The organism is Pseudomonas sp. NDM, from assembly GCF_003105095.1.
GTDB classification, from domain to species: Bacteria; Pseudomonadota; Gammaproteobacteria; order Pseudomonadales; family Pseudomonadaceae; genus Aquipseudomonas; species Aquipseudomonas moraviensis_A.
Genome location: NZ_QETJ01000009.1, coordinates 20,119 through 45,447, shown reverse-complemented (window position 1 = coordinate 45,447; position 25,329 = coordinate 20,119). Strand labels below are relative to the sequence as shown.

The window sequence follows — 25,329 nt, the reverse complement described above, 5'->3', positions numbered from 1 at the left end:
TCGCGGTTCAGTTGTTGCGGTTGAACTCCACACCGATGGAGATCTCCGACTCGTCGCTGCCATCGAGCGGTGTATTCAGGTCGATCTGGCTTGCCTGTTCTTCAAACAGACGCATTTGCCGAGCGGCGTTGTAGGTCTCAAGACGCAGTTGACTCTGTGGGTTCAAGGGATTGCCGCTGAAGTTGTAATGCGTCGCCACCTCGCCGGGACTGGAAGGAAACTGACTCGGCAGCTCGCTGATGACGTTATCGGCCAGGTTCACCGACTCAAGCCCGGGCAAATCGAACAGCCCTTTGGGCGTTTCGCTCAGCCCGATATTGTTCAGACGCAATACCCGCAGATTGACCAGTCTGCTCAGGTCGGGCACGTTGCCCAGCGGGTTGTCGCCCAGGTCCAGGGAAAGAAGGTTGTTCATCCCGGCGATGGCGTCTGCGGTTTGCCGTGGCAGCGTGATGCGGCAGTCTGGCAAGCTCAGGTTCGCCAGTGAATCGAGCCCGAGAATCGCAGGCGGGATTTCCCTCAGCGGATAATTGCGAATGTCGACCCCGCGCAGCTTCGGAAACAGCTCCACCAACCGATTGACGCCCGGCGGCGAAGCGGCCGTGCTGGTCAGCCCCAGATGTTCGATGTAGTCGAAGCGTCCGGCCAATGGCGGCAGCTCTCCAGTGAACGACAAATCACAGACGAACGCGTTGTCCCCTGGCGATTTCGGATAGCGCCGCAGACGTGCTTCCAGATTTTCCTTGAAGCGTTTACGGCGGGCCGATTCCCGGCGCGCGGCTTCTCCTTTCAGGGGCGTGCGGAGCACCGGGTCGTGCGCAGTCTCGTTGCTCCAGGTATCAAGGCGCGTCAGCAATCGGGTTATTTCGGTCTGTCGGCGCATCAGCTCGACGCGACCGTCGGCCAGCGTGCCGGGCAGACGATACAGCAGGTCGTTGGCTTCGAAAGCGGTTAACGAGGGGTACAGCGACTGAATCAGGCTCAAGTCAGCTGATTCGCCCCACACGCCCAGATTGTCCCCCGTGATCTGAAAGGTCGCTTTGATGCGTTCTCTCGACGCCGCCGACAGCGGATTGGCGCCGATATCCACGCCATTACCGGTGTAGGGAACCAGGTCACTCGGCAACTCGGTAATGTTGTTGTCGTTCAATAATGCGGCGCCCAGCTGCGGCAGTTGCTCAAGCCCTGCAGGCACTGCGTCGATGCCGGTTCTTATCAGGTCGAGGAACCTGAGGTCCGTCAGCGCCGATACATCGGGGGTGGTCTGTAAAGGATTGCCGAACAGGTCCAGTGCCTTCAAGCGGACAAGCGTGGACAACGTCGCTTGCCCGGCCGCATCAAGCGTGATCTCGCAGCGGCTCAACATCAGCGTTTCAAGCGACCGCATGCTCTCCAGCGCCTGCGGCATCCGGCCCAGGTTGCAGCCTTTGAGTTCCAGTCCATTCAAGCCGCTGAAGCTTGTGAGGAAACCGTCCGGAACGCCTGAGCCGCCATCGCCCGCGATCTGCAGATGAGTGATGTGGCTGAAATCTGCGCTCAACTGCGGTAATTCGCCGGCAAATTTCGCCTCCGTTTCGAACCTGTCCAGGCGTAACGCCAGGTCCCGCGTGCGTCGGCCGCGCCAAAGCTCTTCGAGGCGCTCACCGAACTGTTGCCTGGCGACAAGTTGCGCCGCCCGCGCTTCGGCCGTCCACGGTTGTCCTGTAGCAGGGTTGCTGACGGGCACTTGCTCGCGCCAGGTGTTGAGGTCACTGATCATGCGGGCGATTTCCGCTTCCCAGCGGATCAGTTGCGCCGTACCGGCCTGCAACGTACCGGGGAGTCGGTAAATCATGTCGCTGGCTGCAGCGTCGTCCAGCAACGGAAACAGCCGGCGCGCCAGGGTTATATCCGCCGTCGCGGGCCTGACCCGGAAGTTGCGACCGTGCACTGCGTGGTAGGCCTTGATCCGCTCGCGCGCATTGAGGGACAGCGGATTGCCGGTCAGATGTATGCCATCGGCACGCTGTGGGCTGGCCGTGAACAAAGCCACCGGCAGTTCAGTCATGTGGTTGTCGTTGAGGTATGCGCTCTGCAGTGTCGGGTGGTCGATGATCCCTTCAGGCAGGGCAGTCAGGCCGGTATTCATCAGGAAGATATCCCCCAGCGCCTGCATGCCGCGCAGATCGGGTGCCATGGCCAACGGGTTATCGCTCAGATCCACAAGCTTGAGGGTAGGCAAGGAATCGAGTACATCCTGTCCGGCGCTCGTGAGCGTGACGGCGCAGTAACGCAGGCGCAGTTCCTTGAGCGTCCGCAGGCCTGCCACGAAAGCCGGGATTTCCTTCAGGGCGATGGCTTTCAGTTCCAGAGCCTGGAGGTTGGGGAATTGTTCGACGAACGTCCCGATGTTGCTGATTGCAGCGTTTCCGCTCAGCTTCAGGCTTTCAACGTGGCTGAAATCCGCGGTCAGCCGGGGCATGTCGCCAAAGAATTTCAGGTCGGCCGAAAAGAAACCGCTTCGCGCTGCAGTCTCGCTCGACCGCTGTCGCCATAACGCCTCGAGGGCCTGTTTGAACGCGGTTCGCGCAGTTGTCTGCGCCTGTAATTCAGCGGCGGACAGCAACTGCCCGGTAACCGGATGGGTGGCTGTGATCTGCTCTGTCCACTGCGCGAGATCGAGCTGCATCTGTTCCAGCTCTGCATGCCATTGATCAAGCTGGATACGGCTGTCCGCCAGGGTGCCGGGCAGGTCGTAAATCATATCGCTGGCCTGTTGCTGGTCGAGGTCGGGAAACAGTTGGCGGGCGAGGGCAATGTCCTGGCCGTCGGCGGGCACTTCAAAGTCGTTTTGATAAAGGCGGTAATAGGCTTTGATCTTGTCCCGCGCTGCGGCCGAGAGCGGATTGTCGGAAAGATAAATGCCGTCGCTGCGAGTTGCCGGAATGTCGAACAGGGCATCGGGAAGGTCGGTGATGCGGTTGCCGGTCAGCACTGCAATGGGCTGATTCGGGTGGCTGGCCAACCCGTCGGGCACCACGGTAAGACCGCTGTTGGACAGGTCGATATACCTCAGTTCCGGCAGCAGGTTCAGGTCGGGAAATGTCCCCAGCGGGTTGTCGCTCAGGTCCAGCCTGCGCAGGTTGTTCAGCGACACCAGCGCAGCCTGGTTTTCCGCGGTCAGGATCACGCCGCAGTTCTTCAGCTCCAGCTCGCTCAGGCCGGGCAGGCTGACTCCCGCCAGTGTGGTTGTGTCCAGGTCGAAGCCGTCCAGGCGCAGGGTAGTCAGGTTGGGGAAACGTTCCAGGAATGGCGCGATGGCGGAGAGGTTCCTGTTGCCGATCAGGTTCAATCGCGAAACGTGGTCGAAATTGGCGCTGAGTACCGGCATGGTGCCGCTGAACTCGGCATTTGCCCTCAGCTCATCAGCGCGGCCGAACGCGGTCCGGCTGCGCCAGAACAACTTGAGTTGCCGGGCAAAGGAACGCCTGGCATTGATTTCGCGGGGGTCTTCTTCAAACGTCGTCGACGTGCCGGATTCAGGTGGAGCGATGGAAGCCTGAGCGATCCATTGATCCAGTTCGACGTTCATCTGGCTCAGCTCCGTCTCCCAACGTGACAACTGGGCGCGGGCGTCGGCCCAAGTGCCGGGTAGCCGGTACAACACCTGAGTGGCCTGCTCGGCATCCAGGTTGGGGAACAGGTTGATGGTGCGTCGCAGGTCTTGCGACTTGGGGCGGACGGCGAAGTGTTTGCCGGTGTGGCTGTAAAAGCTTTTTACCCGTTCGCGAGATGCAGTGGACAACGGGTTGTCAGCAAAGGTGTAGCCATCGCTCAGAGAACTGGCCAGGTTGAAGAAACCGTCGGGGATGCGCGTGATCCGGTTGCCGTCGAACTGCGCAGAGATCAATCGCGGATGATCGAGTACGTCATCCGGCACGGCGTAGAGGCCGGTGTTCGACAAGTTGACGTAACGCAGCGAAGGCAGTGCGTGCAGATCGGGAGGCAGGCCCAACGAATTGCCGTGCAGATCGAGCAGGGTGAGTTGCGGTAATGAGGCCAGCACCGATTGGGTCGTGGTGGTCAGGCTGACTCGGCAATTGCGCAATCTCAATTCGCGCAGCGCCGGCATCGAGCCGAGCGCCTGGGGCAGGCTGGGCAGATTGAGATTGCGCGCATCCAGGCTTTGCAGTTGCGTGAAAGAGTGGAGAAAGCTGTCGAGAGAACCGGTCGTGGCATTGCCGTCGATCGCGAGCAGAGTGATGTGGCTGAAGTCGGCCGACAGCACAGGCAAGTCGCCCAGGATGCCGTGGGTCAACAACAAGGCGTGGCCCGAGGCGGCGGCACCCTGCGGATCGATCCCGATGACGTTCTCACGTCGCCAGCCCTGGAGCAGTTGTTCCCTGAGCAATCGCCGGTTGCGGATGTCCGCGCGTCGCTCGATTGCCGTGAGCACGCTACCCGTCTCTGGATGTCGGGCGGGCGGGTCGTTGGCCCAGACCTGCAGCTCGTGCTGCAGTTGCAGATAATCATCTTGCAAACGAACCAGTTCCGCGCGAGCGCCGGACGGACTGGCGCGCATGCTCCGCGCCAGGTGCTGGATCCGGCGATCCGACATTCTCGGGTAGAGGACCCGTATGTCTGCTTCAAGGGTGCGTTGTGGGGCGTCCTCCAGCGCGATCGCACGGGAAAGCCGTGGGTAACCCTCGGCGCCCACCAGGCGTAACGTATCGATTTTCGGCGGGGTGACCGGATGTTCCGCCAGCACCTCCCGCAGCTCGCTGCGTTCCAGCGTGCGCTCGCGGATTGCGGCCTTCAGCGCCTGTCCCTCATCGATCCGCAGATCGAGACTCTGGCGCTCGCTGTCGGGCAGGGCATGGAGCAGGCCGGAATAGAAATCGCTGAGCGAATGCAGTGCCTGGCCGCGCTCATCGTAGGGTTGATAGCGCCCGTCGTCGGTGCGCACGAGGACTTTTTGCTCGGGGGCGTCTTCGCGGCCGATGCTGTCAAGTACCGGGCCGTCGTAACGGCCGTCGCGGATTTCGATGCGCACATCGCCGCTCCAGCCGGGCAACAGTTTGAGGCTATGCAGGGCGAGGGCATCGGAATCGGGATTGCTCACCGAACCCAGTTGCAGCCCTTCGTAGGCGCGGGCGACGCGCACTTCCTGGCGGGCCAGTTGCAGCAGCTCCTGCTGGCGCGGCGGGACCTGGCCCTGGTCGAGCTGTAACAGTTCGCCGCCGGTGGCGGTATCGAGCAGTTCGCGGGTGATGCTGACCGGCAGGTCGGGGGCTTGCGCCTGGAGCGGCTGTGCCAGTGGGTCGTCGATGGGTTGCAGCGCCTGATAGCGTGATTCGAACAATGTGTTTCTGTGGGTTTTCGCGAGGCCGACCAGTTGCTTGCGCAGGGTCTGGCTGCGAACGTCCAGTGATGGCGTCAGCGCAAAGGGTTCAGCCAGCAACGCCTTGATCTGCGCTTCATCGAGAACCGCGAGCAAGGATTTGAGCAGGTCGCCACCGGCCAGGCGATCCTGCTGCAGCTCTGTCAGGGGCAGGCTTTCGTCTGCGGAGGATTGCCAGAGCAGTTCGCCTTGTCGATCGATCAGACGCAGTCGGCTGTTGCTCGGCCAACGGCCGTGGTCGGCAAGCAATTGCAACTGGGTGACCGGATCGGCACGCAAGAAATCTTCAGACGCTTCGCTGGCAAGCTGATCGATGAACCTCTGCAGCTGCTGGTCGATCCTGAAGCGCTGAATGCTGTCGGCCAGCAGCGGCGGGACCTTTTCCCGATTGACATGCATCTTGCGCAAAACGTCTTCGCTGGCGCCACTGACCTGCAGAATGGTTTCCCGCTCGGCCGGCGAAAAGCTCTCGACCGACGGGCCGATGCGGCGCAGTGCGGTTTCGCCGTCCCACTCGAGCGGTTGCTCGAGCTCCGTGTGCCAGGCGCCTTCACCGTTATGGCGGACCACCGGTTGGTAGGCGTCGGGTCGGGTGGGATGTTCGATGCGGTACTGCCCGGACATCTCGTCGGGTTTCACTGAAAAATGCGCATCGTCGAGGGGCAGCAGTTGCTTGTCCTGATGGGCATGCAGGCCCAGTCCGTCGGGTTGCGAATTGGCTGGCGGACGCAGCGGGTGCCTGTAACGCTCAAGATCGGGCTGCCAGTAGCGGGTTTCGCCTTTGGCCAGTTTCACCGGTTTGAAGCGGTCGATGAACGCCACGACCTCTGTGGGCAGTACCTTGCGGAATTCGGCCGCGCCAATCGCCCCGCCCACTGCGAAAAGGCCCAACTGAATCATCGAATCGACGGTGTCCATCAGGTGCCCGATGGCTTCGGTGTTGCGGCCCTGTGCCCACTCGACGATGCCCTCGAAAGTTTCGTCGAGCATCTGATAAGCCATGTACGCCATCATCGCCTCGCCCAGCACCGGCACGAACGGCGCGACGATCAAGGCAGCGGTCTGGACGATGCTGGAAAGGATATTGACCACCGAATCCCAGAACGCCCAGCGCGCGCGTTGGTCGACCGAGGCCGTCGGGACGGCGATGACTCGGGCATCGTTGAAGACCTTGTTCAGCTTGGCCTGGTGCAAGTGCTGCCACAGGTCGTCGTAGAACGGCACGAGCGCGCTCTGCAGATCGGGCCGTTCCACAGGAACTTCTCGCCAGGCGGGCAGGGCGCTGCCGGGCTCGTGCGGGTGCCATTTGATTTCGGTAAGCCGGCTGTTGAGTGTGCTGAAGAAGTAGCCCCGTTGTTCGTGATTGACGAAGCGGCTGAAGAACTGCTGGTACTCCGTTGACCGCAACTGGCGCGTCAGCTCGACGAGCATTTCAGCCGGCGACGCGTACTCCTTGAACGGATGCTCGGGGTCGTTCGGTACATAGGCCACGACGCGTGCAGCGTCGCGTGTCACGTACAGATCCGCAGCGAACACGACGATGCCGGTAAGCGGCGCACAAAGCATGGTCATGTCATGGCGCAGCACCGGTGCACCGTTGATGTAAATGCCGGTCATGCCGTCGAGCATGGCGTCGACCAGACGAAAGTGATTCTCCGATACGTCACGGTTCATCCGCGCCCATTGCAGCGCGGCTTTCATCGCAGCTTTCTCGCTGGCGTCCAGTTTGCCGCGTAACACCGTCGCGACCATCGGATCGGAGTAACCGAGATTGTTTTCCAGACTGGCTTTGTACTGCGCACCGATGTCCAGGCGGCGACACAGTTGGGTGAAGGCCGCAATACTGAGTCTGGCCTTGATCTGCGGCAGTGGCTCGAACTGCCCGCCTGGGGAGGGCGCAGTGGTGTAGGTCGATGCCGCTTCGAAAGCGTTTTCGTGCGTTTCCCGGTCCTCGAAGTTATGCAGCGCGGCATCCAGCAACGATACCGTCCAGACGCGGGCGCCCGTGCTGATGGCAAACCATGGCGTCGTCACGGGGATGTACAGGCGCACGAAGGTGCCTCTGACGTCCAGATCGAGATCGAAGCATTTTTTCAGTTCCGCCTTGAGCAAGGGCTCGGCGAACGCGGCGGCGTCCTGCAAATGTTCCAGGCTTTTGTCCACCTGGCTGTGCGCGGTGATACTTGTTGCAGTGAGGTCTTTCAGCACAGCGTGCTGTTCGGTGGCAGCGAGCCTGAGTGTCTCTGGCATTTGCGCAGTGCTGTTTTTCAGTGCCTGGCGCCGGGAGGCGGAGGTGTTGCCGAGCCACTGGGGAATCGCGTTTTTCAGTGGTTGATAATGCTCGTCCGGATGTTGGGGATCGGGCGTCTTGCTCGAGGTTGTCGGTGAGTGTCGATCAGACAAGTGCATGACCATTCCTTGGCGGTGATAAGAACCCTCAGCAAATCAGCAGCAAGCGCCTGCCGTGCGGTACATATTCATATCTCTTTCGCGAGGCTGACTTGGTATTCTGCGCGGCCTCCCGCAAATCGGCCGTGCCCGGTAAACTGCGCCTTTGCGACGCTATATGTCGCATTGCCGTAAACCCGGGAAAATCCGGGGTTTGCGCTATAAGAAGTTGTCGCTTGGCGACAAGGCCGGGCACCAAACTGTCCTTACAATCCCCCCATCGCTCGCCAGTTCCAGGCGGGTGTTCCTCTTCAGGAGACTCCGATGTCCGTTGAGCACGCTGCGGTACAACGCGCCGATTTCGACCAGGTAATGGTTCCCAACTACGCGCCTGCCGCTTTCATTCCGGTGCGTGGCGCCGGTTCCCGGGTCTGGGATCAGGCCGGCCGCGAGCTGATCGACTTCGCCGGCGGGATTGCCGTCAACGTATTGGGCCACGCGCACCCGGCGCTGGTCGGCGCGTTGACCGAACAGGCGAACAAGCTGTGGCACGTCTCCAACGTGTTCACCAACGAGCCGGCCCTGCGCCTGGCCCACAAGCTGATCGACGCCACGTTCGCCGAGCGCGTGTTCTTCTGCAACTCCGGCGCTGAAGCCAACGAGGCCGCGTTCAAGCTGGCCCGTCGCGTTGCATTCGACCGTTTCGGCACGGAGAAATACGAAATCATCGCCGCGCTGAACAGCTTCCACGGCCGTACCCTGTTCACCGTCAACGTCGGTGGTCAGTCGAAATACTCCGACGGTTTCGGCCCGAAAATCACCGGCATCACCCACGTTCCCTACAACGACCTGGCCGCGCTGAAAGCCGCGGTGTCCGAGAAGACCTGCGCGGTCGTGCTCGAGCCGATCCAAGGCGAGGGCGGCGTGCTGCCGGCCGAGCTTGAATACCTGCAAGGTGCCCGCGAACTGTGCGATGCGAACAACGCGCTGCTGGTGTTCGACGAAGTGCAGACCGGCATGGGCCGCAGCGGCAAGCTGTTCGCCTACCAGCATTACGGCGTGACCCCGGACATCCTCACCAGCGCCAAGAGCCTGGGCGGTGGTTTCCCGATCGCGGCGATGCTGACCACCGAAGCGCTGGCCAAACATCTGGTGGTCGGCACTCACGGCACCACGTACGGCGGCAACCCGTTGGCCTGCGCTGTCGCTGAGGCAGTGATCGACGTGATCAACACTCCTGAAGTGTTGAACGGCGTGAACGCCAAGCACGACAAGTTCAAGAACCGCCTGCAACAGATCGGCGAGAAGTACGGCCTGTTCACCCAGGTGCGTGGTCTCGGTCTGCTGATCGGTTGCGTGCTGAGCGACGCCTGGAAAGGCAAGGCCAAGGACATCTTCAACGCCGCCGAACAGGAAGGCCTGATGATTCTCCAGGCTGGCCCGGACGTGATCCGTTTCGCCCCGAGTCTGGTGGTGGAAGACGCCGATATCGATGCCGGTCTGGACCGCTTCGAACGCGCTGCGGCGAAGTTGACGCAAGCATGATGGACCTTTCGGCGCCTGGAATTTTTCAGGTGCCGAAGCCAATTTTTGATACCGGGCACGTTCATTGTAGGAGTGAGCCTGCTCGCGATAGCGGTTTGTCAGTCGACTCATCGGGTTCTGACAGACTGCTATCGCGAGCAGGCTCACTCCTACAAGGTCCGGTGTTTTTTTCTGTGAATATTGAAGAGAAAGGAGTGACACCATGCTGGTGATGCGCCCCGCGCAAATGGCTGATCTGGGCGAGGTACAGCGTCTGGCTGCGGACAGCCCGATTGGTGTCACTTCCTTGCCGGATGACGTTGAACGTCTGAGCGACAAGATCGCCGCGAGCGAAGCATCGTTCGCCGCCGAAGTGAGCTTCAACGGTGAAGAGAGTTACTTCTTCGTCCTCGAAGACTCGAGCACCGGCAAACTGGTCGGCTGCTCGGCCATCGTCGCGTCGGCAGGTTACTCCGAGCCGTTCTACAGCTTCCGCAACGAGACGTTCGTGCATGCCTCCCGCGAGCTGAAGATTCACAACAAGATCCACGTGCTCTCGCAGTGCCACGACCTGACCGGCAACAGCTTGCTGACCAGTTTCTACGTGCAGCGAGAGCTGGTCGGGTCGCCGTGGGCCGAGCTCAATTCCCGTGGCCGTCTGCTGTTCGTCGCCAGTCACCCGGAGCGTTTTGCCGATTCGGTGGTGACCGAGATCGTCGGTTACAGCGACGAGAATGGCGACTCGCCGTTCTGGGATGCGATCGGGCGCAACTTCTTCGACCTCAACTACGCCGAAGCCGAGCGTCTGTGCGGGCTGAAAAGCCGCACCTTCCTCGCCGAGCTGATGCCGCATTACCCGATCTACGTGCCGCTGCTGCCGGACTCCGCGCAAGAGGCGATGGGTCAGGTGCACCCGCGGGCGCAGATCACCTTCGACATCCTGATGCGCGAAGGCTTCGAGACCGATCACTACATCGACATCTTCGACGGCGGCCCGACCCTGCATGCGCGGGTTTCCGGGATCCGTTCGATCGCGCAGAGCCGCGTGGTGCCGGTGAAGATCGGCGAGCCGGTCAAAGGCGCCGGGCGTCAGTACCTGGTGGCCAATGCGCAGTTGCAGGATTACCGCGCGGTGTTGCTCGAGTTGGATTACGCGCCGGGCAAACCGGTGACGCTGGATATGGAAGCGGCCGAAGCCCTGGGCGTCGGTGAAGGTGCCAGCGTGCGCCTGGTGGCGGTTTAACGCCTTAGCGAGTTTCACGGGTGGCGCGAGCGGCCCGTTTGAGGAGATAGCATGATTGTTCGTCCCGTACGCAGCAGCGATTTATCCGCGCTGATCGACCTGGCCCGCAGCACCGGCACTGGCCTGACCACTTTGCCGGCCAACGAAGAGCGCCTGACCCACCGGGTCGGCTGGGCCGAGAAGACCTTTCGCGGCGAAGCCGGGCGTGGCGATGCGGACTACCTGTTCGTGCTCGAAGACGACGACGGCCGCGTGGTGGGCATTTCCGCCATCGCCGGAGCGGTCGGCCTGCGTGAGCCCTGGTACAACTTCCGCGTCGGTCTGACCGTCAGCGCGTCGCAAGAGCTGAACATCTATCGCGAAATTCCGACGCTGTTTCTGGCCAACGACCTGACCGGCAATTCCGAGCTGTGCTCGCTGTTCCTGCACGCCGATTACCGCAACGGACTGAACGGCCGCATGCTGTCCAAGGCACGCATGCTGTTCATCGCCGAGTTCCCGGAGCTGTTCGGCAACAAGATCATCGCCGAAATGCGCGGCGTGTCCGACGACGCCGGGCGTTCGCCGTTCTGGGAGAGCCTTGGCCGGCATTTCTTCAAGATGGAATTCAGCCAGGCGGATTACCTGACCGGCGTCGGCAACAAGGCGTTCATCGCCGAACTGATGCCGAAATTCCCGCTCTACACCTGCTTCCTCTCGCCGGACGCGCGCAATGTCATCGGCCAGGTGCACCCGGACACCGAGCCGGCGCTGGCCATGCTCAAGAGCGAAGGCTTCAGCTACCAGGGTTACGTCGACATCTTCGACGCCGGCCCGGCCATCGAATGCGAAACCAGCAAGATCCGCGCAGTGCGTGACAGCGAAGCGCTGGTGTTGGCCGTGGGCACGCCGGGTGATGACGCCACACCCTTCATCATCCACAACCGCAAGCGCGAGGATTGCCGCATCACTGCCGCGCCAGCGCGTCTGGCAGCGGGCACCCTGGTGGTCGATCCGCAGACCGCAAAACGTCTTCAACTCAGCGCCGGCGATCAGGTTCGCGCCGTGGCGCTGTCCGCTGCACGGGAGTCGAAATAATGAATTCGCTATACATCGCAGGTGAGTGGCTGGCCGGTCAGGGCGAAGCCTTTCAGTCGCTGAACCCGGTGACCCAGCAAGTGCTGTGGGCGGGCGAGGGCGCGACGGCCGCGCAGGTCGAGTCGGCAGTGCAGGCTGCCCGTCAGGCCTTTCCTCAATGGGCACGTCGCACGCTCGAAGAGCGCATCAGCGTGCTCGAGGCTTTCGCCGCGTCGCTGAAAAACCACGCTGACGAACTGGCTCGCACCATCGGTGAAGAAACCGGCAAGCCGCTGTGGGAGTCCGCGACTGAAGTGACGAGCATGGTCAACAAGATCGCCATCTCGGTGCAGAGCTACCGCGAACGTACCGGCGAGAAGAGCGGCCCCCTGGGTGACGCTACCGCCGTATTGCGCCACAAGCCCCACGGCGTGGTCGCGGTGTTCGGTCCTTACAACTTCCCCGGCCACTTGCCCAACGGTCATATCGTGCCAGCGCTGCTGGCCGGTAACAGCGTGCTGTTCAAGCCTAGCGAACTGACACCGAAAGTCGCCGAGCTGACGGTCAAGTGCTGGATCGAAGCCGGCCTGCCGGCAGGCGTGCTGAACCTGCTGCAAGGCGCGCGGGAAACCGGTATCGCTCTGGCGGCGAACCCGGGCATCGACGGTCTCTTCTTCACCGGTTCCAGCCGCACCGGCAATCATCTGCATCAGCAATTTGCCGGTCGCCCGGACAAGATTCTTGCGTTGGAAATGGGCGGCAACAACCCGCTGGTGGTCGATCAGGTCGCCGATCTGGATGCGGCGGTGTACACCATCATTCAGTCGGCATTCATTTCCGCCGGCCAGCGCTGCACCTGCGCCCGGCGTCTGCTGGTGCCAGAAGGCGCGTGGGGCGACAGCCTGCTCAAGCGTCTGGTGGAAGTCAGCGCGACCATCGAAGTCGGTGCGTTCGATCAGCAACCGGCGCCGTTCATGGGTTCGGTGATTTCCCTCGGCGCGGCGAAAGCGCTGATGGATGCGCAGGAACAACTGCTGGCCAACGGCGCGGTGGCGCTGCTGGAAATGACTCAGCCGCAGGCGCAGTCGGCCTTGCTGACCCCGGGCATCGTCGATGTAACGGCAGTCGCTGAGCGTCCGGACGAAGAACTGTTCGGGCCGTTGCTGCAAGTGATCCGCTACGCCGATTTCGCTGCGGCGATCACTGAAGCCAACAACACCGCTTATGGGCTGGCCGCCGGTTTGCTCTCGGATTCCGAAGCGCGTTACCAGCAGTTCTGGCTGGAAAGCCGCGCCGGCATCGTCAACTGGAACAAACAGCTGACCGGCGCCGCCAGCAGCGCGCCATTCGGCGGCGTCGGTGCCTCGGGCAACCACCGCGCCAGCGCCTATTACGCAGCGGATTACTGCGCGTACCCGGTGGCATCGCTGGAAACCCCGAGCCTGGTGTTGCCATCGGCCCTGACGCCTGGCGTGAAAATGGCGTAGCGGCCATCGCGAGCAGGCTCACTCCTACAGGATTTGTGTTGTACACAGCATATGTGTCCACCGCTAAACCTGTAGGAGTGAGCCTGCTCGCGATAGCCGCGACGCGGTCTGACTGAATTGTTACCTGAAGCCTATAACAACAGATTCTCGTGGAGCCTCGCTGATGAAATCCTATGAAGTCAATTTTGACGGTCTAGTGGGGCCGACCCATAACTACGGTGGTCTGTCCTACGGCAACGTCGCCTCGCAGAGCAACAGTCAGCAATCCTCGAATCCGAAGGAAGCGGCGCTGCAAGGTCTGGCGAAGATGAAAGCGCTGATGGACATGGGCTTCCAGCAAGGCGTGCTGGCTCCGCAGGAACGTCCCGACGTGGCCGCGCTGCGCCGTCTGGGCTTCAGCGGCACCGATGCGCAGGTGATCGAGCGCGCCGCCAAAGAAGCGATGCCGCTGCTGGTCGCCAGCTGCTCGGCGTCGAGCATGTGGGTGGCCAACGCCGCCACGGTCAGCCCGAGCGCCGACACCGGCGACGGCCGCGTGCATTTCACCGCCGCCAACCTCAATTGCAAATACCACCGCAGCATCGAACACCCGACCACCAGTCGCGTGCTCGGCGCGATGTTCGCCAATCAGCAGCACTTCGCCCATCACGCTGCGCTGCCAGCGGTGGCACAGTTTGGCGATGAAGGTGCGGCCAACCACACGCGCTTCTGCCGTGAGTACGGTGAAGCCGGCGTCGAGTTTTTCGTGTTCGGCCGCAGCGCGTTCGACAACCGTTTCCCGGCGCCGCAGAAATACCCCGCGCGCCAGACCCTCGAAGCCTCGCAAGCCGTTGCCCGCCTGCACGGTCTGCGTGACGAAGGCGTGGTCTACGCGCAACAGAACCCCAACGTCATCGATCAGGGCGTGTTCCACAACGACGTGATCGCTGTGGGCAACGGCGAGGTTCTGTTCTATCACGAGGACGCGTTCCTCGAGACCGACAAGATGCTCGCCGAACTGCAAGGCAAACTGGCCAAGGTCGGCGGCAACTTCCAGTCCGTTTGCGTGCCGCGTTCGGCGGTCAGCGTCGATGACGCGGTGCGTTCCTACCTGTTCAACAGCCAGTTGCTGTCGCGTCCCGACGGTTCGATGCTGCTGATCGTGCCGCAGGAATGCCAGGCCAACGAACGCGTCTGGGCTTATCTGCAGAGCCTGACCAGCTCGGGTGGAATGATCCGCGAAGTGAAAGTCTTCGATCTCAAGCAAAGCATGCAGAACGGCGGTGGCCCGGCATGCCTGCGTCTGCGCGTGGCGCTGAATGAAACCGAACTGGCGGCGGTCAACCCAGGGGTTATCATGACGGCCCCGTTGTACGGTTCGTTGACCGCATGGGTTGAAAAGCACTACCGCGACCGCCTGAGCGAAACCGACCTGGCGGACCCGCAGTTGCTGCTTGAATGCCGGACGGCACTGGATGAACTGACGCAAATCCTTAAACTGGGCGCGGTTTATCCTTTCCAGATCAATTGATCGCCAGCGCGCGGCCTGAACCCGGCGCGCGGCGTGTCACCCCAAGAGAGTAAAAACATGAGCGATTCCCTGCAGCTGATCCTTGAAGACACCGACGGCACGCAACTGCAAACCTCGTGCACCCGCGTCGCGGTCATGTGGCAAGGCAAAGAGCTGTGGATCCAGCAGGACGGCCGCGGCCAGTTGCTGATCGGCGTGGACGTGGAGGAAGGTGACGAAGAGTACGCCAACCTGCTGCTGCGCCCATTGGCGACTAATCTGGTAAGTCTGCAACTGGAAATGGAACCGGCTGACCTCGGCGCTGACGAGGATCACGTACACGGCCCGGATTGCAACCACGACCACTAAGGAAACCGCTCTATGCTCGCCCTCGGCAAACTGCTTGAACTGACCCTCGCCGGCCGCGAACCGGCGGAGAAGACTCAACTGACTGTCGAAGGCGTGCGCATGCGCTGGTTGAGCGAAGGGGCGCTGGAAGTCCGGCCCCCGGAAGCGCGCGACAATGGCCTGGACCTGCTGCTGTCGGCAGGTATCCACGGCAATGAAACCGCACCGATCGAGTTGCTCGATCGGTTGCTGCACGACATCGCACGCGGCGACCTGAAGCCGCGTGCACGCATTCTGTTCCTGTTCGGCAACCCGGAAGCGATTCGCAAGGGTGAGCGTTTCGTCGAGCAGGACGTCAATCGGCTGTTCAACGGTCGTCATGAGCAAAGCAGCGGCTCGGAAGCGTTGCGCGCCTGTGAGCTGGAGCGGCTGGCGGCGAGTTTCTTCAGCAAGCCCGAGCGCCAGCGTCTGCACTACGACCTGCACACGGCGATTCGTGGTTCGAAGATCGAGCAGTTCGCCTTGTACCCATGGAAGGAAGGGCGTCAGCATTCCCGTCGTGAGCTGGCGCGGCTGCGCGCCGCCGGCATGGAAGCGGTGCTGTTGCAGAACAAGCCGTCGATCGTCTTCAGTTCGTATACCTACGACAAGCTCGACGCCGAGGCTTTCACCCTGGAACTGGGCAAGGCGCGGCCGTTCGGGCAGAACGACGGCGTCAACGTCTCACTGCTGGAAACCCGCCTGAAGCAGATCATCGAAGGCAATGAGCCGGAGACAGAAGCAGGGCTGGATGGCTTGCAACTGTTCAGCGTCGCGCGGGAAATCATCAAGCACAGCGATGCGTTCCGCCTGAACCTGCCGGCGGACATCGAGAATTTTTCCGAGCTGGAACCGGGTTATGTGCTGGCCGAAGACCTGGCCAATACCCGTTGGGTGATCGAAGAGCAGGGCGCGCGGATCATCTTCCCCAACCCCAAGGTCAAGAACGGCCTGCGCGCCGGCATCCTGATCGTCCCGACCACCGACGAAAACCTCGCCTGAGTTCACCACATCCCATGTAGGAGCTGCCGAAGGCTGCGATCTTTTGATCTTGCTCTTGAAGATCAAAAGATCGCAGCCTCGTTTCACTCGTCAGCTCCTACAGGTTTTGCCGCGTCCTAGACCGCTACCGCCCGCGGCTCCGTACGGCGCAGTGCGCGAATCTTCTGCAGCGTATCGGCGCAAGTCCGCGCCGCTTCCTGGCCCTTGTGCACAAAGTGTTCGAAAAAGAATTTCTGGTGCTCTTCGCCCGAATGAAAGTGATGCGGAGTCAGCGACACCGAGAACACCGGCACTTCGGTTTCCAGCTGCACCTGCATCAGGCCGCTGACCACCGATTGCGCAACGAACTCGTGGCGGTAGATGCCGCCGTCCACCACCAGGGCGGCGGCGACGATGCCGGCGTAACGCCCGGACTTGGCCAGCAGCTTGGCGTGCAGCGGCATTTCGAAAGCGCCGCCGACTTCGAAGAAATCGATGTCCGATTCCTGATAACCCTGCACCAGCATTTCGGCGACGAAGCCTTTGCGGCTCTGGTCGACGATTTCCTTGTGCCAGCAGGCCTGGATGAACGCGACGCGCTCGCCCTGTGGGTGTTTGCTTTTGCTGTCGATAGCGGTGGGTTGCATGTTCTGACTCCTGTTTGTGTGAAAAACAGGGCGTTATGAATCGAAAGGGATGCAAGGGTGCGAGCGCAGGCACGAATGCTCGCGGACGGCCCTTTGGCGTCAATCCCGTTCTCTCTTCATCCGGACTATGACCGTCGGCCCCGGAATCACACCGGGTCTGCTGACCTTGCCGACGCACCCGATCAAGTCGTGTGCAGCGCCAAGCGCTCGCGGGCTATGCGCATTGCGCGCAATTACCGCCGGTGGGGAATTGCACCCCGCCCTGAGAACGTTTTCGCCGCCCATAGGCGGGCGGCGGCAAGTTTGTAACACATATTTTCCGGTCCTGCACAGACCCCCACATGGATTGTGCTTCTTTCTGAGGATGATGATTTTTCCTTGTTCAAGGCTTGATTAATCCGCGCGTTGACCGCAGTAATCCCACTTCACAAAGGGATTCTCCCTGCTGACCAGAGGCCAGGTTCATGAGCGTTATCGATCTTCGCAGCGACACCGTTACCCAACCGACTCCCGCCATGCTCGAAGCGATGACCGCAGCGGACACCGGAGACGATGTGTACGGCGAAGATCCGACGGTCAATCGCCTCGAAGCCGAACTGGCCAAACGCCTGGGCTTTGCCGCTGCGTTGTTCGTGCCCACCGGCACCATGAGTAATCTGCTCGGCTTGATGGCCCATTGCGAGCGCGGCGACGAGTACATCGTCGGTCAACAGGCACACACCTATAAGTACGAGGGGGGCGGGGCGGCGGTGCTCGGCTCGATCCAGCCGCAGCCGCTGGAAGTGCAGGCCGACGGGTCGCTGGATCTGGATCAGGTTGCGGCGGCGATCAAACCTGACGACTTCCATTTCGCCCGTACACGCCTGCTGGCGCTGGAAAACACCATGCAGGGCAAGGTGCTGCCGCTGGAGTATCTGGCGCGCGCCCGACGCCTTACGCAGGATCACGGCCTGCAATTGCACCTCGACGGTGCGCGGCTGTACAACGCAGCGGTCAGACTCGGCGTCGATGCCCGCGAGATCACCCAGTATTTCGATTCGGTGTCGGTGTGTCTGTCCAAGGGCCTCGGCGCGCCGGTCGGCTCGGTGCTGTGCGGCTCCGAACCGTTGATCGGCAAGGCGCGGCGTTTGCGCAAAATGGTCGGCGGCGGGATGCGTCAGGCCGGTTTGCTGGCGGCGGCTGGGTTGTATGCGCTGGATCACCATGTTGAACGGCTGGCCGACGATCACGCCAACGGGCAAGTGCTCGCCGATGGTCTGCGTGAGGCCGGTTTCGTCGTCGAACCCGTGCAAACCAACATGGTTTATGTGCAAATGGGCGACAAGGCTCAAGCGCTCAAGGCCTTTGCCGGCGAGCGCGGGATCAAGCTCAGCGCCGCCGCACGGTTGCGCATGGTCACGCACATGGACGTCAGCCGCGCGCAAATCGAGCAAGTGATCGCGACATTCGTCGAGTTTTCGCGCAAGTGACAGCGTTAGCCGTCCAATTGACCGTTTCTATCGTATAAACACGCTGTACCCCGCGCGCAGGGCCGATATAATGCGGCCCTTTGCCGTCGCTTCGTCTCACGACGTTTCGAACAGGCCTTTGGCCGCAGCCTCCGTGGAAGAACCTAATGAAAAGCGCAGAAATCCGTGAAGCCTTCCTTCGCTTCTTCGAAGAGCAAGGCCACACCCGTGTAGCCTCCAGCTCTTTGATTCCGGGCAACGACCCAACCCTGCTGTTCACCAACGCGGGGATGAACCAGTTCAAGGACTGCTTCCTGGGCCAGGAAAAACGTGCGTACACCCGTGCCACCAGCAGCCAGAAATGCGTGCGCGCCGGCGGCAAGAACAGTGACCTGGAAAACGTCGGTTATACCGCGCGTCACCACACGTTCTTCGAAATGCTCGGCAACTTCAGCTTCGGCGACTACTTCAAGCACGACGCGATTACCTTTGCCTGGACCTTCCTCACCGGCGTGCTCAAGCTGCCGAAGGAAAAGCTCTGGGTTACCGTCTACGCCACCGACGACGAAGCGTATGACATCTGGACACAGAAAATCGGTGTACCGGCCGAGCGCATGATCCGCATCGGCGACAACAAGGGCGCGCCTTACGCCTCCGACAACTTCTGGACCATGGGCGATACCGGCCCGTGCGGCCCGTGCACCGAGATCTTCTACGATCACGGCGAGCACATCTGGGGCGGCCCGCCGGGCTCGCCGGAAGAAGATGGCGACCGCTACATCGAGATCTGGAACAACGTGTTCATGCAGTTCAACCGCACCGCCGATGGCGTGTTGCATCCGTTGCCAGCGCCGTCGGTGGACACCGGCATGGGCCTGGAGCGGATCAGTGCGGTGATGCAGCACGTCAATTCCAACTATGACATCGACCTGTTCAAAAACCTGCTGAAGGCTTCGGCGCAAGCGATCGGCTGCGAAAACGGCGATCAGTCGTCGCTCAAGGTCGTATCCGACCACATCCGTTCCTGCGGCTTCCTGATCGCCGACGGCGTGCTGCCGTCCAACGAAGGTCGCGGTTACGTGCTGCGCCGGATCATCCGTCGCGCCTGCCGTCACGGCAACAAGCTCGGCGCCAGCGGCAGCTTCTTCTACAAGATCGTTGCGGCGCTGGTCGCCGAGATGGGCGAAGCCTTCCCGGAACTGAAGAAGCAGCAAAGCAACATCGAGCGCGTGCTCAAGGCTGAAGAAGAGCAGTTCTCCAAGACCCTGGAGCACGGCCTGAAAATCCTCGAGCAGGATCTGGCCGAGCTCAAAGGCACCGTGGTGCCGGGCGACGTGGTGTTCAAACTCTACGACACCTACGGCTTCCCGATGGACCTGACCGCCGACATCGCTCGCGAACGCGGCCTGACCGTCGACGAAGTCGGCTTCGAGCGCGAGATGGAAGCCCAGCGCGTTCGTGCACGTTCGGCCAGCTCGTTCGGTCTGGACTACAACACCCTGGTCAAGGTTGATGTAGCCACCGAATTCACCGGTTACGCCGCCACCAGTGGTTCGGCAAAAATCGTCGCCATCTATAAGGATGGTCAGTCGGTCGACGTGCTGAGCGAAGGTCAGGAGGGGGTGATCGTGCTCAACCAGACGCCGTTCTACGCCGAGTCCGGTGGCCAGATCGGCGACTGCGGTTTCATTCAGGCCGGCGACAGCCGTTTTGACGTTCGTGATACCACCAAGACCGGCGGCGCGTTCCTCCACCACGGGGTGCTGGCCTCGGGCAGCCTGACCATTGGCGCGCCGGTGCAAACCCACGTCGATGCCGAAGTGCGTCATGCCACCGCGCTGAACCACTCGGCCACCCACTTGCTGCACGCCGCCCTGCGTCAGGTGCTGGGCGAGCACGTGCAGCAGAAAGGCTCGTTGGTCGACAGTCAGCGCCTGCGTTTCGACTTCAGTCACTTTGAAGCGATCAAGCCAGAGCAGATCAAGCAGCTGGAAGACATCGTCAACGCCGAGATTCGCAAGAACTCCGCGGTTGAAACCGAAGAAACCGATATCGAAACCGCGAAGAACAAAGGCGCCATGGCGCTGTTCGGCGAGAAGTACGGCGACAGCGTGCGCGTGCTGAGCATGGGCGACTTCTCCGTCGAACTGTGCGGCGGTATCCACGCCAACCGTACCGGCGACATCGGCCTGCTGAAAATCATCAGCGAAGGCGGTGTGGCATCGGGCGTGCGTCGTATCGAGGCAGTTACCGGTGCTGCAGCACTGGCCTACTTGAACGCGGCGGAAGAACAACTCAAGGAAGCGGCCAGCCTCGTCAAGGGCAGCCGCGACAACCTGATCGACAAGCTCTCGGCGGTACTTGAGCGCAACCGTCTGCTGGAGAAACAACTCGAGCAGTTGCAGGCCAAGGCTGCCAGCGCTGCGGGCGACGATCTGTCGGCCTCGGCGGTGGACGTCAAGGATGTGAAGGTGCTGGCCGCCCGTCTGGACGGTCAGGATGGCAAGGCGCTGCTGGCGCTGGTCGATCAGCTGAAAAACAAACTCGGCCGCGCAGTGATCCTGCTCGGCGGTGTCCATGAGGAAAAGGTCGTACTGGTTGCAGGCGTAACCAAGGACCTGACTGGCCAACTCAAAGCCGGTGATTTGATGAAACAGGCCGCTGCGGCAGTGGGCGGGAAGGGCGGTGGTCGTCCGGACATGGCGCAGGGCGGTGGCGTCGATGCCGCAGCGCTGGATGGCGCACTGGCGCTGACCGTTCCATTCGTCGAGCAGGCTTTATAAGACGGCTCGCCGGGCCCGCAGTCCAGTGGCGGCCCCGGCGACTGTTGGAAAGATTATTGGGCGCCCTTCATGGGCAGAGGCGGCTTTGAAATGGCTTTGATCGTACAGAAATTTGGAGGCACCTCGGTCGGCACTGTCGAGAGAATCGAGCAGGTCGCCGACAAGGTTAAGAAATTCCGCGATGCCGGCGATGACCTGGTGGTTGTGCTGTCTGCAATGAGCGGCGAAACCAACCGTCTGATCGATCTGGCCAAGCAAATCAGTGGCGAGGCGCAACCGGTTCCGCGCGAGCTGGACGTGATCGTTTCCACCGGTGAGCAGGTGACGATTGCCCTGTTGGCCATGGCGCTGATCAAGCGCGGTGTGCCGGCGGTGTCGTACACCGGTAATCAGGTGCGGATCCTGACCGACAGTGCGCACAATAAAGCGCGTATCTTGCAGATTGATGACCAGAAGATTCGCGGTGATCTGAAGGCCGGTCGCGTGGTGGTTGTCGCCGGTTTCCAGGGCGTCGACGAGCACGGCAACATCACCACCCTCGGGCGTGGCGGTTCCGATACCACTGGCGTGGCGCTGGCGGCAGCCTTGAAGGCGGATGAATGCCAGATCTACACCGACGTCGACGGTGTCTACACCACCGACCCGCGTGTGGTGCCTGTCGCTCAGCGTCTGGACAAGATCACCTTTGAAGAGATGCTGGAAATGGCCAGCCTCGGTTCCAAGGTGCTGCAGATCCGTGCGGTGGAATTCGCCGGCAAGTACAACGTACCGCTGCGCGTACTGCACAGCTTCAAGGAGGGTCCGGGCACCCTCATTACTATTGATGAAGAGGAAACCATGGAACAGCCGATCATTTCCGGCATCGCTTTCAACCGCGATGAAGCCAAGCTGACCATCCGTGGCGTGCCAGACACCCCGGGCGTGGCGTTCAAGATTCTCGGCCCGATCAGTGCCGCGAACATCGAAGTCGACATGATCGTGCAGAACGTCGCGCACGATAACACCACCGACTTCACCTTCACCGTGCACCGCAACGACTATCAGGCCGCACAGACCGTGCTGGAAAACACCGCTCGCGAGATCGGTGCCCGTGAAGTGGTTGGCGACACCAAAATCGCCAAGGTTTCGATCGTCGGCGTCGGCATGCGTTCTCACGCAGGCGTGGCCAGTCGCATGTTCGAATCCCTGGCGAAAGAAAGCATCAACATCCAGATGATCTCGACGTCGGAAATCAAGGTTTCCGTAGTGATCGAAGAGAAGTACCTGGAACTGGCCGTGCGCGCGCTGCACACGGCTTTCGAACTGGATGCTCCGGCCCGTCAGGGCGAGTAATCCGATTCTGTGAAGGGCGCGGTCTGACCGCGCCCTTTATTTTTTGAATGGCGCGGGCCCTGAACTGTTCTTTTGCTCGCGCTGGTCAATACTCAGGCATGTAGGGCTACGATCGCTGCGGTTGTAGGTCGGGTGCCTTTTTTTTGCAGACTGTTGTCCCTGAAATGAATGGCGTAAGGAGAAAGGTATGCTGATTCTGACTCGTCGGTGCGCGGAAAGCCTGATTATCGGTGACGGCGAAATCACCGTGACCGTGCTCGGCGTCAAAGGAAACCAGGTGCGTATCGGCGTCAACGCTCCGAAAGAGGTTGCGGTGCACCGTGAGGAAATTTACCTGCGTATAAAGAAAGAGAAGGACGAAGAACCAAGCCATTAATTTTTATCGATTTTTATGTTTGCAAACGGGGAAGAAGCTGGTTAATATACGCCCCGTGTTGCGGAGAGCTGGCCGAGTGGCCGAAGGCGCTCCCCTGCTAAGGGAGTACACCTCAAAAGGGTGTCGGGGGTTCGAATCCCCCGTTCTCCGCCATTATTTGCTTAGTACGTCGTAATCTGGCTTCTTCTGTAAGTTGTTGAAATTACTAGAAAAAGTGTTTGACATAGAGATTAGACGGCCTATAATGCGCGGCAACAAATGCACTCGTAGCTCAGCTGGATAGAGTACTCGGCTACGAACCGAGCGGTCACAGGTTCGAATCCTGTCGAGTGCACCATTTAAGAGTTATTTGCTGTAAGGTGAGTAACTCGGTTTCAGCCAGTTGTGGTCTGGTTTAAAAACACAAAATGCACTCGTAGCTCAGCTGGATAGAGTACTCGGCTACGAACCGAGCGGTCACAGGTTCGAATCCTGTCGAGTGCACCATATACCAAAAAGCCCGCGTTTAACGCGGGCTTTTTGCTGTCCGGGATTTGGCTTTTCCCTTCACGCAGCCTCTTTCATCAAAATCAATTTGAGCACTGCGCCCTCGCTTGAGGTCGTAACGATAGCTTGTGGTCGACGTACGCGTATTGATCTTGTCCGGCTTGCCCAGCGCGCTTTCGACATCCCGCTGGCTCATGCCGACAATGACTCGCCGGTTAATGATCGCTTCGCGCCGCTGCCTGTTATCGGTCAGGTTTCCACATTTATGCTCGGCACCGCCGATGATGCCCGGTTCGCGTCCGCTGTCTTTAATGCCGTTCACGGCTTCGTGATTGAACTCCGGCATGATTGCGACCCAGCCGGGAGAATAGGGATGAACCTCCTGAAGCGACAGCTGTTCGCCGACTGCGCAGCTCATCGATGTAAAGGTGACGCTGCCGTCGGAGGCCTGGCAACGATGAAGTGTGGTGGCCTTGGAAGGCGTGAGGTGGAGCAGAGCGGTCAGTAGAATAAGCGCGGGTTTTGCTGGCATTCGATGTCCTCCATGACGATCTACGCTCAAGGGTAGTCGCTGCTTTTTCCATTGCCGGTGTGTTTTCTTTTCAAGATGAGTCGTCGCATTTGCACGGGTCAGGAAGGCGCTCAGGTTTGTTTCGCAAGCGCTTGTTTCAGCCGTGATTTTTTCAACGTTTTAAACCGTCAGGCGTGTATCATTGCGCCCGTCAGCCCCGCCGGGGCTTATGGAAATCCTCCATGGACTTACCCAGTAGTTGTTCAGTAAACCGTTTCACCAATCATGAATTGACTGATTGATCCTTCCGGCGTGCCCCGCTGCTGGGAGTGGAGTTCGCCTATGTCCGAAATCGAAGTAAAGAAAACTCAGGAAAGCCTGCAGGACCGCCTGGCTCAGGTCGTCGAGTTGCTGCAGCGCCAGCGTGTCGTTGAAGACCTGACTCATCGTCAGGAAGGTCCGCATCACGACCGCGTGGAGAACCTGGTTCACCGGCAAAACCTTGTCGAGCTGCAACGCAAGCTCGATGATCTGCACTCCGCCGACGTCGCCTACATTCTCGAAGCCTTGCCGCTGGACGATCGTCTGACGCTCTGGCAATTGGTCAAGGCCGATCGCGACGGCGACATTCTTCTCGAAGTATCCGATTCCGTCCGTGAAACGCTGATCGCCGACATGGACGATCACGAGCTCCTGGCCGCGGCCAAGGACATGGACGCCGACGAGCTCGCTGACCTGGCTTCCGAGCTGCCGCGAGACGTTGTCCATGAGCTGATGGAAAGTCTGGATAACCAGCAGCGCGAACGCGTGCGCTCGGCCCTGTCCTATGACGAGGATCAGGTCGGTGCGCTGATGGACTTCGAGATGGTGACGATCCGTGAGGACGTCAGCCTCGAAGTGGTTCTGCGTTACCTGCGTCGCCTCAAAGAGCTTCCTGGTCACACCGACAAATTGTTCGTAGTCGATTACGACGGCGTGCTCAAAGGCGTGCTGCCGATCAAGCGTCTGCTGGTCAACGATCCCGAGAAGCAGGTCGCCGAAGTGATGGCCAGCGATCCGGTGAGTTTCCACCCGGACGAAGATGCCTACGACGCCGCTCAGGCATTCGAGCGTTACGACTTGATCTCGGCCCCGGTGGTTGACAAGAACGGCAAGCTGATCGGCCGTCTGACCATCGATGAAATGGTCGACCTGATCCGTGAGGAAAGCGAAAGCGAAGTCCTCAACATGGCCGGTCTGCGTGAAGAGGAAGACATTTTCGCGTCGGTGTGGAAATCCCTGCGCAACCGTTGGGCCTGGCTGGCGGTGAACCTGATCACTGCGTTCGTGGCATCGCGGGTGATCGGCCTGTTCGAAGGCTCGATCGAAAAACTGGTAGCGCTGGCGGCGCTGATGCCGATCGTCGCCGGTATCGGCGGCAACTCCGGCAACCAGACCATCACCATGATCGTGCGCGCCATGGCGCTGGATCAGGTCAGCACCGGCAACACCTCGCGCTTGATGCGCAAAGAGCTGGCGGTCGGTTTGATCAACGGTCTGGTCTGGGGTGGGGTGATCGGTGTGGTCGCGTACATGCTCTACGGCAGTTGGTCGCTCGGCGTGGTGATGACGGCGGCAATGACGCTCAACCTGTTGCTGGCCGCGTTGATGGGGGTTCTGATACCGATGACGCTGGCGAAGATGGGCCGGGATCCGGCGATGGGCGCCAGTGTGATGATCACCGCAATGACGGACAGTGGCGGCTTCTTCATCTTCCTGGGCCTGGCGACGATTTTCCTGCTCTGATCATCTGAAAACAAATACAAAGCCCG

At 60.9% G+C, this 25,329-nt stretch carries 15 protein-coding genes, 3 tRNA genes and 1 riboswitch; of the genes, 15 read left to right on the top strand and 3 right to left on the bottom strand.

The window, feature by feature from the left end; genetic code table 11:
- Positions 1-7: 7 nt before the first annotated feature.
- Entirely contained in the window at positions 8-7,789 is a 7,782-nt protein-coding gene (locus DCO47_RS04235; protein WP_177434304.1) for a dermonecrotic toxin domain-containing protein, read from the bottom strand.
- Between the two features lie 303 nt (positions 7,790-8,092).
- Here DCO47_RS04235 and DCO47_RS04230 point away from each other — a divergent pair, with 303 nt between their 5' ends.
- From DCO47_RS04230 to astE, 7 genes are all read left to right on the top strand, one after another.
- Positions 8,093-9,313, top strand: a complete 1,221-nt coding sequence (locus tag DCO47_RS04230; protein ID WP_116657533.1) for an aspartate aminotransferase family protein — start codon at positions 8,093-8,095, stop codon at positions 9,311-9,313.
- A 202-nt stretch (positions 9,314-9,515) separates the two neighbouring features.
- Positions 9,516-10,535, top strand: a complete 1,020-nt coding sequence (aruF, locus tag DCO47_RS04225) for an arginine/ornithine succinyltransferase subunit alpha (protein WP_024014015.1) — start codon at positions 9,516-9,518, stop codon at positions 10,533-10,535.
- 51 nt (positions 10,536-10,586) lie between these two features.
- Positions 10,587-11,612: an arginine N-succinyltransferase gene (astA, locus tag DCO47_RS04220; protein ID WP_024014014.1), complete on the top strand. Its 1,026-nt coding sequence runs from the start codon at positions 10,587-10,589 to the stop codon at positions 11,610-11,612.
- Positions 11,609-13,078, top strand: coding sequence for a succinylglutamate-semialdehyde dehydrogenase (gene astD / locus DCO47_RS04215; RefSeq protein ID WP_165839183.1), 1,470 nt, complete (start codon positions 11,609-11,611; stop codon positions 13,076-13,078). The genes astA and astD overlap by 4 nt, the downstream gene beginning before the upstream one ends.
- Before the next feature lie 163 nt (positions 13,079-13,241).
- Entirely contained in the window at positions 13,242-14,588 is a 1,347-nt protein-coding gene (astB, locus tag DCO47_RS04210; protein WP_064364875.1) for an N-succinylarginine dihydrolase, read from the top strand.
- 57 nt (positions 14,589-14,645) lie between these two features.
- The gene (locus DCO47_RS04205) at positions 14,646-14,936 is read left to right on the top strand and encodes a hypothetical protein (RefSeq protein ID WP_016773591.1); all 291 of its coding nucleotides are present in this window, start codon (positions 14,646-14,648) and stop codon (positions 14,934-14,936) included.
- A 12-nt stretch (positions 14,937-14,948) separates the two neighbouring features.
- Positions 14,949-15,956, top strand: a complete 1,008-nt coding sequence (astE, locus tag DCO47_RS04200; RefSeq protein ID WP_116657532.1) for a succinylglutamate desuccinylase — start codon at positions 14,949-14,951, stop codon at positions 15,954-15,956.
- Between the two features lie 116 nt (positions 15,957-16,072).
- Here astE and DCO47_RS04195 read toward each other — a convergent pair whose 3' ends face one another.
- The gene (locus tag DCO47_RS04195; protein ID WP_016773593.1) at positions 16,073-16,582 is read right to left on the bottom strand and encodes a 6,7-dimethyl-8-ribityllumazine synthase; all 510 of its coding nucleotides are present in this window, start codon (positions 16,580-16,582) and stop codon (positions 16,073-16,075) included.
- A gap of 103 nt (positions 16,583-16,685) precedes the next feature.
- Positions 16,686-16,856, bottom strand: a riboswitch (FMN riboswitch).
- A gap of 190 nt (positions 16,857-17,046) precedes the next feature.
- Between DCO47_RS04195 and ltaE the strand changes: the two genes are divergently transcribed.
- The 7 genes from ltaE (at position 17,047) to DCO47_RS04160 (ending at position 23,007) form a co-directional block, all read left to right on the top strand.
- A complete protein-coding gene (ltaE, locus tag DCO47_RS04190; protein WP_116657531.1) occupies positions 17,047-18,051 on the top strand; it encodes a low-specificity L-threonine aldolase in 1,005 nt (334 codons plus the stop codon).
- Positions 18,052-18,197: 146 nt separating this feature from the next.
- A complete protein-coding gene (gene alaS, locus DCO47_RS04185) occupies positions 18,198-20,813 on the top strand; it encodes an alanine--tRNA ligase (RefSeq protein ID WP_083352174.1) in 2,616 nt (871 codons plus the stop codon).
- A gap of 90 nt (positions 20,814-20,903) precedes the next feature.
- Positions 20,904-22,145: an aspartate kinase gene (locus DCO47_RS04180; protein ID WP_016773595.1), complete on the top strand. Its 1,242-nt coding sequence runs from the start codon at positions 20,904-20,906 to the stop codon at positions 22,143-22,145.
- A gap of 187 nt (positions 22,146-22,332) precedes the next feature.
- Complete coding sequence (gene csrA, locus DCO47_RS04175; protein WP_002554426.1) at positions 22,333-22,521, top strand: carbon storage regulator CsrA; 189 nt, start codon at positions 22,333-22,335, stop codon at positions 22,519-22,521.
- Positions 22,522-22,583: 62 nt separating this feature from the next.
- Positions 22,584-22,674: transfer RNA gene (locus DCO47_RS04170), tRNA-Ser, on the top strand.
- Between the two features lie 107 nt (positions 22,675-22,781).
- Positions 22,782-22,858: transfer RNA gene (locus DCO47_RS04165), tRNA-Arg, on the top strand.
- Between the two features lie 72 nt (positions 22,859-22,930).
- A tRNA-Arg gene (locus DCO47_RS04160) sits at positions 22,931-23,007 on the top strand.
- A gap of 19 nt (positions 23,008-23,026) precedes the next feature.
- Here the strand turns inward: DCO47_RS04160 and DCO47_RS04155 are convergent.
- Positions 23,027-23,539: a cell envelope protein SmpA gene (locus tag DCO47_RS04155; protein WP_083352175.1), complete on the bottom strand. Its 513-nt coding sequence runs from the start codon at positions 23,537-23,539 to the stop codon at positions 23,027-23,029.
- Between the two features lie 321 nt (positions 23,540-23,860).
- On the opposite strand from DCO47_RS04155, the gene mgtE reads away from it, so the two are divergent.
- Positions 23,861-25,303, top strand: a complete 1,443-nt coding sequence (gene mgtE, locus DCO47_RS04150; RefSeq protein ID WP_016773597.1) for a magnesium transporter — start codon at positions 23,861-23,863, stop codon at positions 25,301-25,303.
- Positions 25,304-25,329: the final 26 nt, after the last annotated feature.

Bases quoted from the DNA above. Each gene is read 5' to 3' on its own strand.
- csrA (WP_002554426.1), top strand. From the start codon at position 22,333: ATGCTGATTCTGACTCGTCGGTGCGCGGAAAGCCTGATTATCGGTGAC.
- DCO47_RS04235 (WP_177434304.1), bottom strand. From the start codon at position 7,789: ATGCACTTGTCTGATCGACACTCACCGACAACCTCGAGCAAGACGCCC.
- astA (WP_024014014.1), top strand. From the start codon at position 10,587: ATGATTGTTCGTCCCGTACGCAGCAGCGATTTATCCGCGCTGATCGAC.
- astB (WP_064364875.1), top strand. From the start codon at position 13,242: ATGAAATCCTATGAAGTCAATTTTGACGGTCTAGTGGGGCCGACCCAT.
- DCO47_RS04205 (WP_016773591.1), top strand. From the start codon at position 14,646: ATGAGCGATTCCCTGCAGCTGATCCTTGAAGACACCGACGGCACGCAA.
- aruF (WP_024014015.1), top strand. From the start codon at position 9,516: ATGCTGGTGATGCGCCCCGCGCAAATGGCTGATCTGGGCGAGGTACAG.
- ltaE (WP_116657531.1), top strand. From the start codon at position 17,047: ATGAGCGTTATCGATCTTCGCAGCGACACCGTTACCCAACCGACTCCC.
- astE (WP_116657532.1), top strand. From the start codon at position 14,949: ATGCTCGCCCTCGGCAAACTGCTTGAACTGACCCTCGCCGGCCGCGAA.
- alaS (WP_083352174.1), top strand. From the start codon at position 18,198: ATGAAAAGCGCAGAAATCCGTGAAGCCTTCCTTCGCTTCTTCGAAGAG.
- DCO47_RS04230 (WP_116657533.1), top strand. From the start codon at position 8,093: ATGTCCGTTGAGCACGCTGCGGTACAACGCGCCGATTTCGACCAGGTA.
- DCO47_RS04195 (WP_016773593.1), bottom strand. From the start codon at position 16,582: ATGCAACCCACCGCTATCGACAGCAAAAGCAAACACCCACAGGGCGAG.
- DCO47_RS04155 (WP_083352175.1), bottom strand. From the start codon at position 23,539: ATGCCAGCAAAACCCGCGCTTATTCTACTGACCGCTCTGCTCCACCTC.
- DCO47_RS04180 (WP_016773595.1), top strand. From the start codon at position 20,904: ATGGCTTTGATCGTACAGAAATTTGGAGGCACCTCGGTCGGCACTGTC.
- mgtE (WP_016773597.1), top strand. From the start codon at position 23,861: ATGTCCGAAATCGAAGTAAAGAAAACTCAGGAAAGCCTGCAGGACCGC.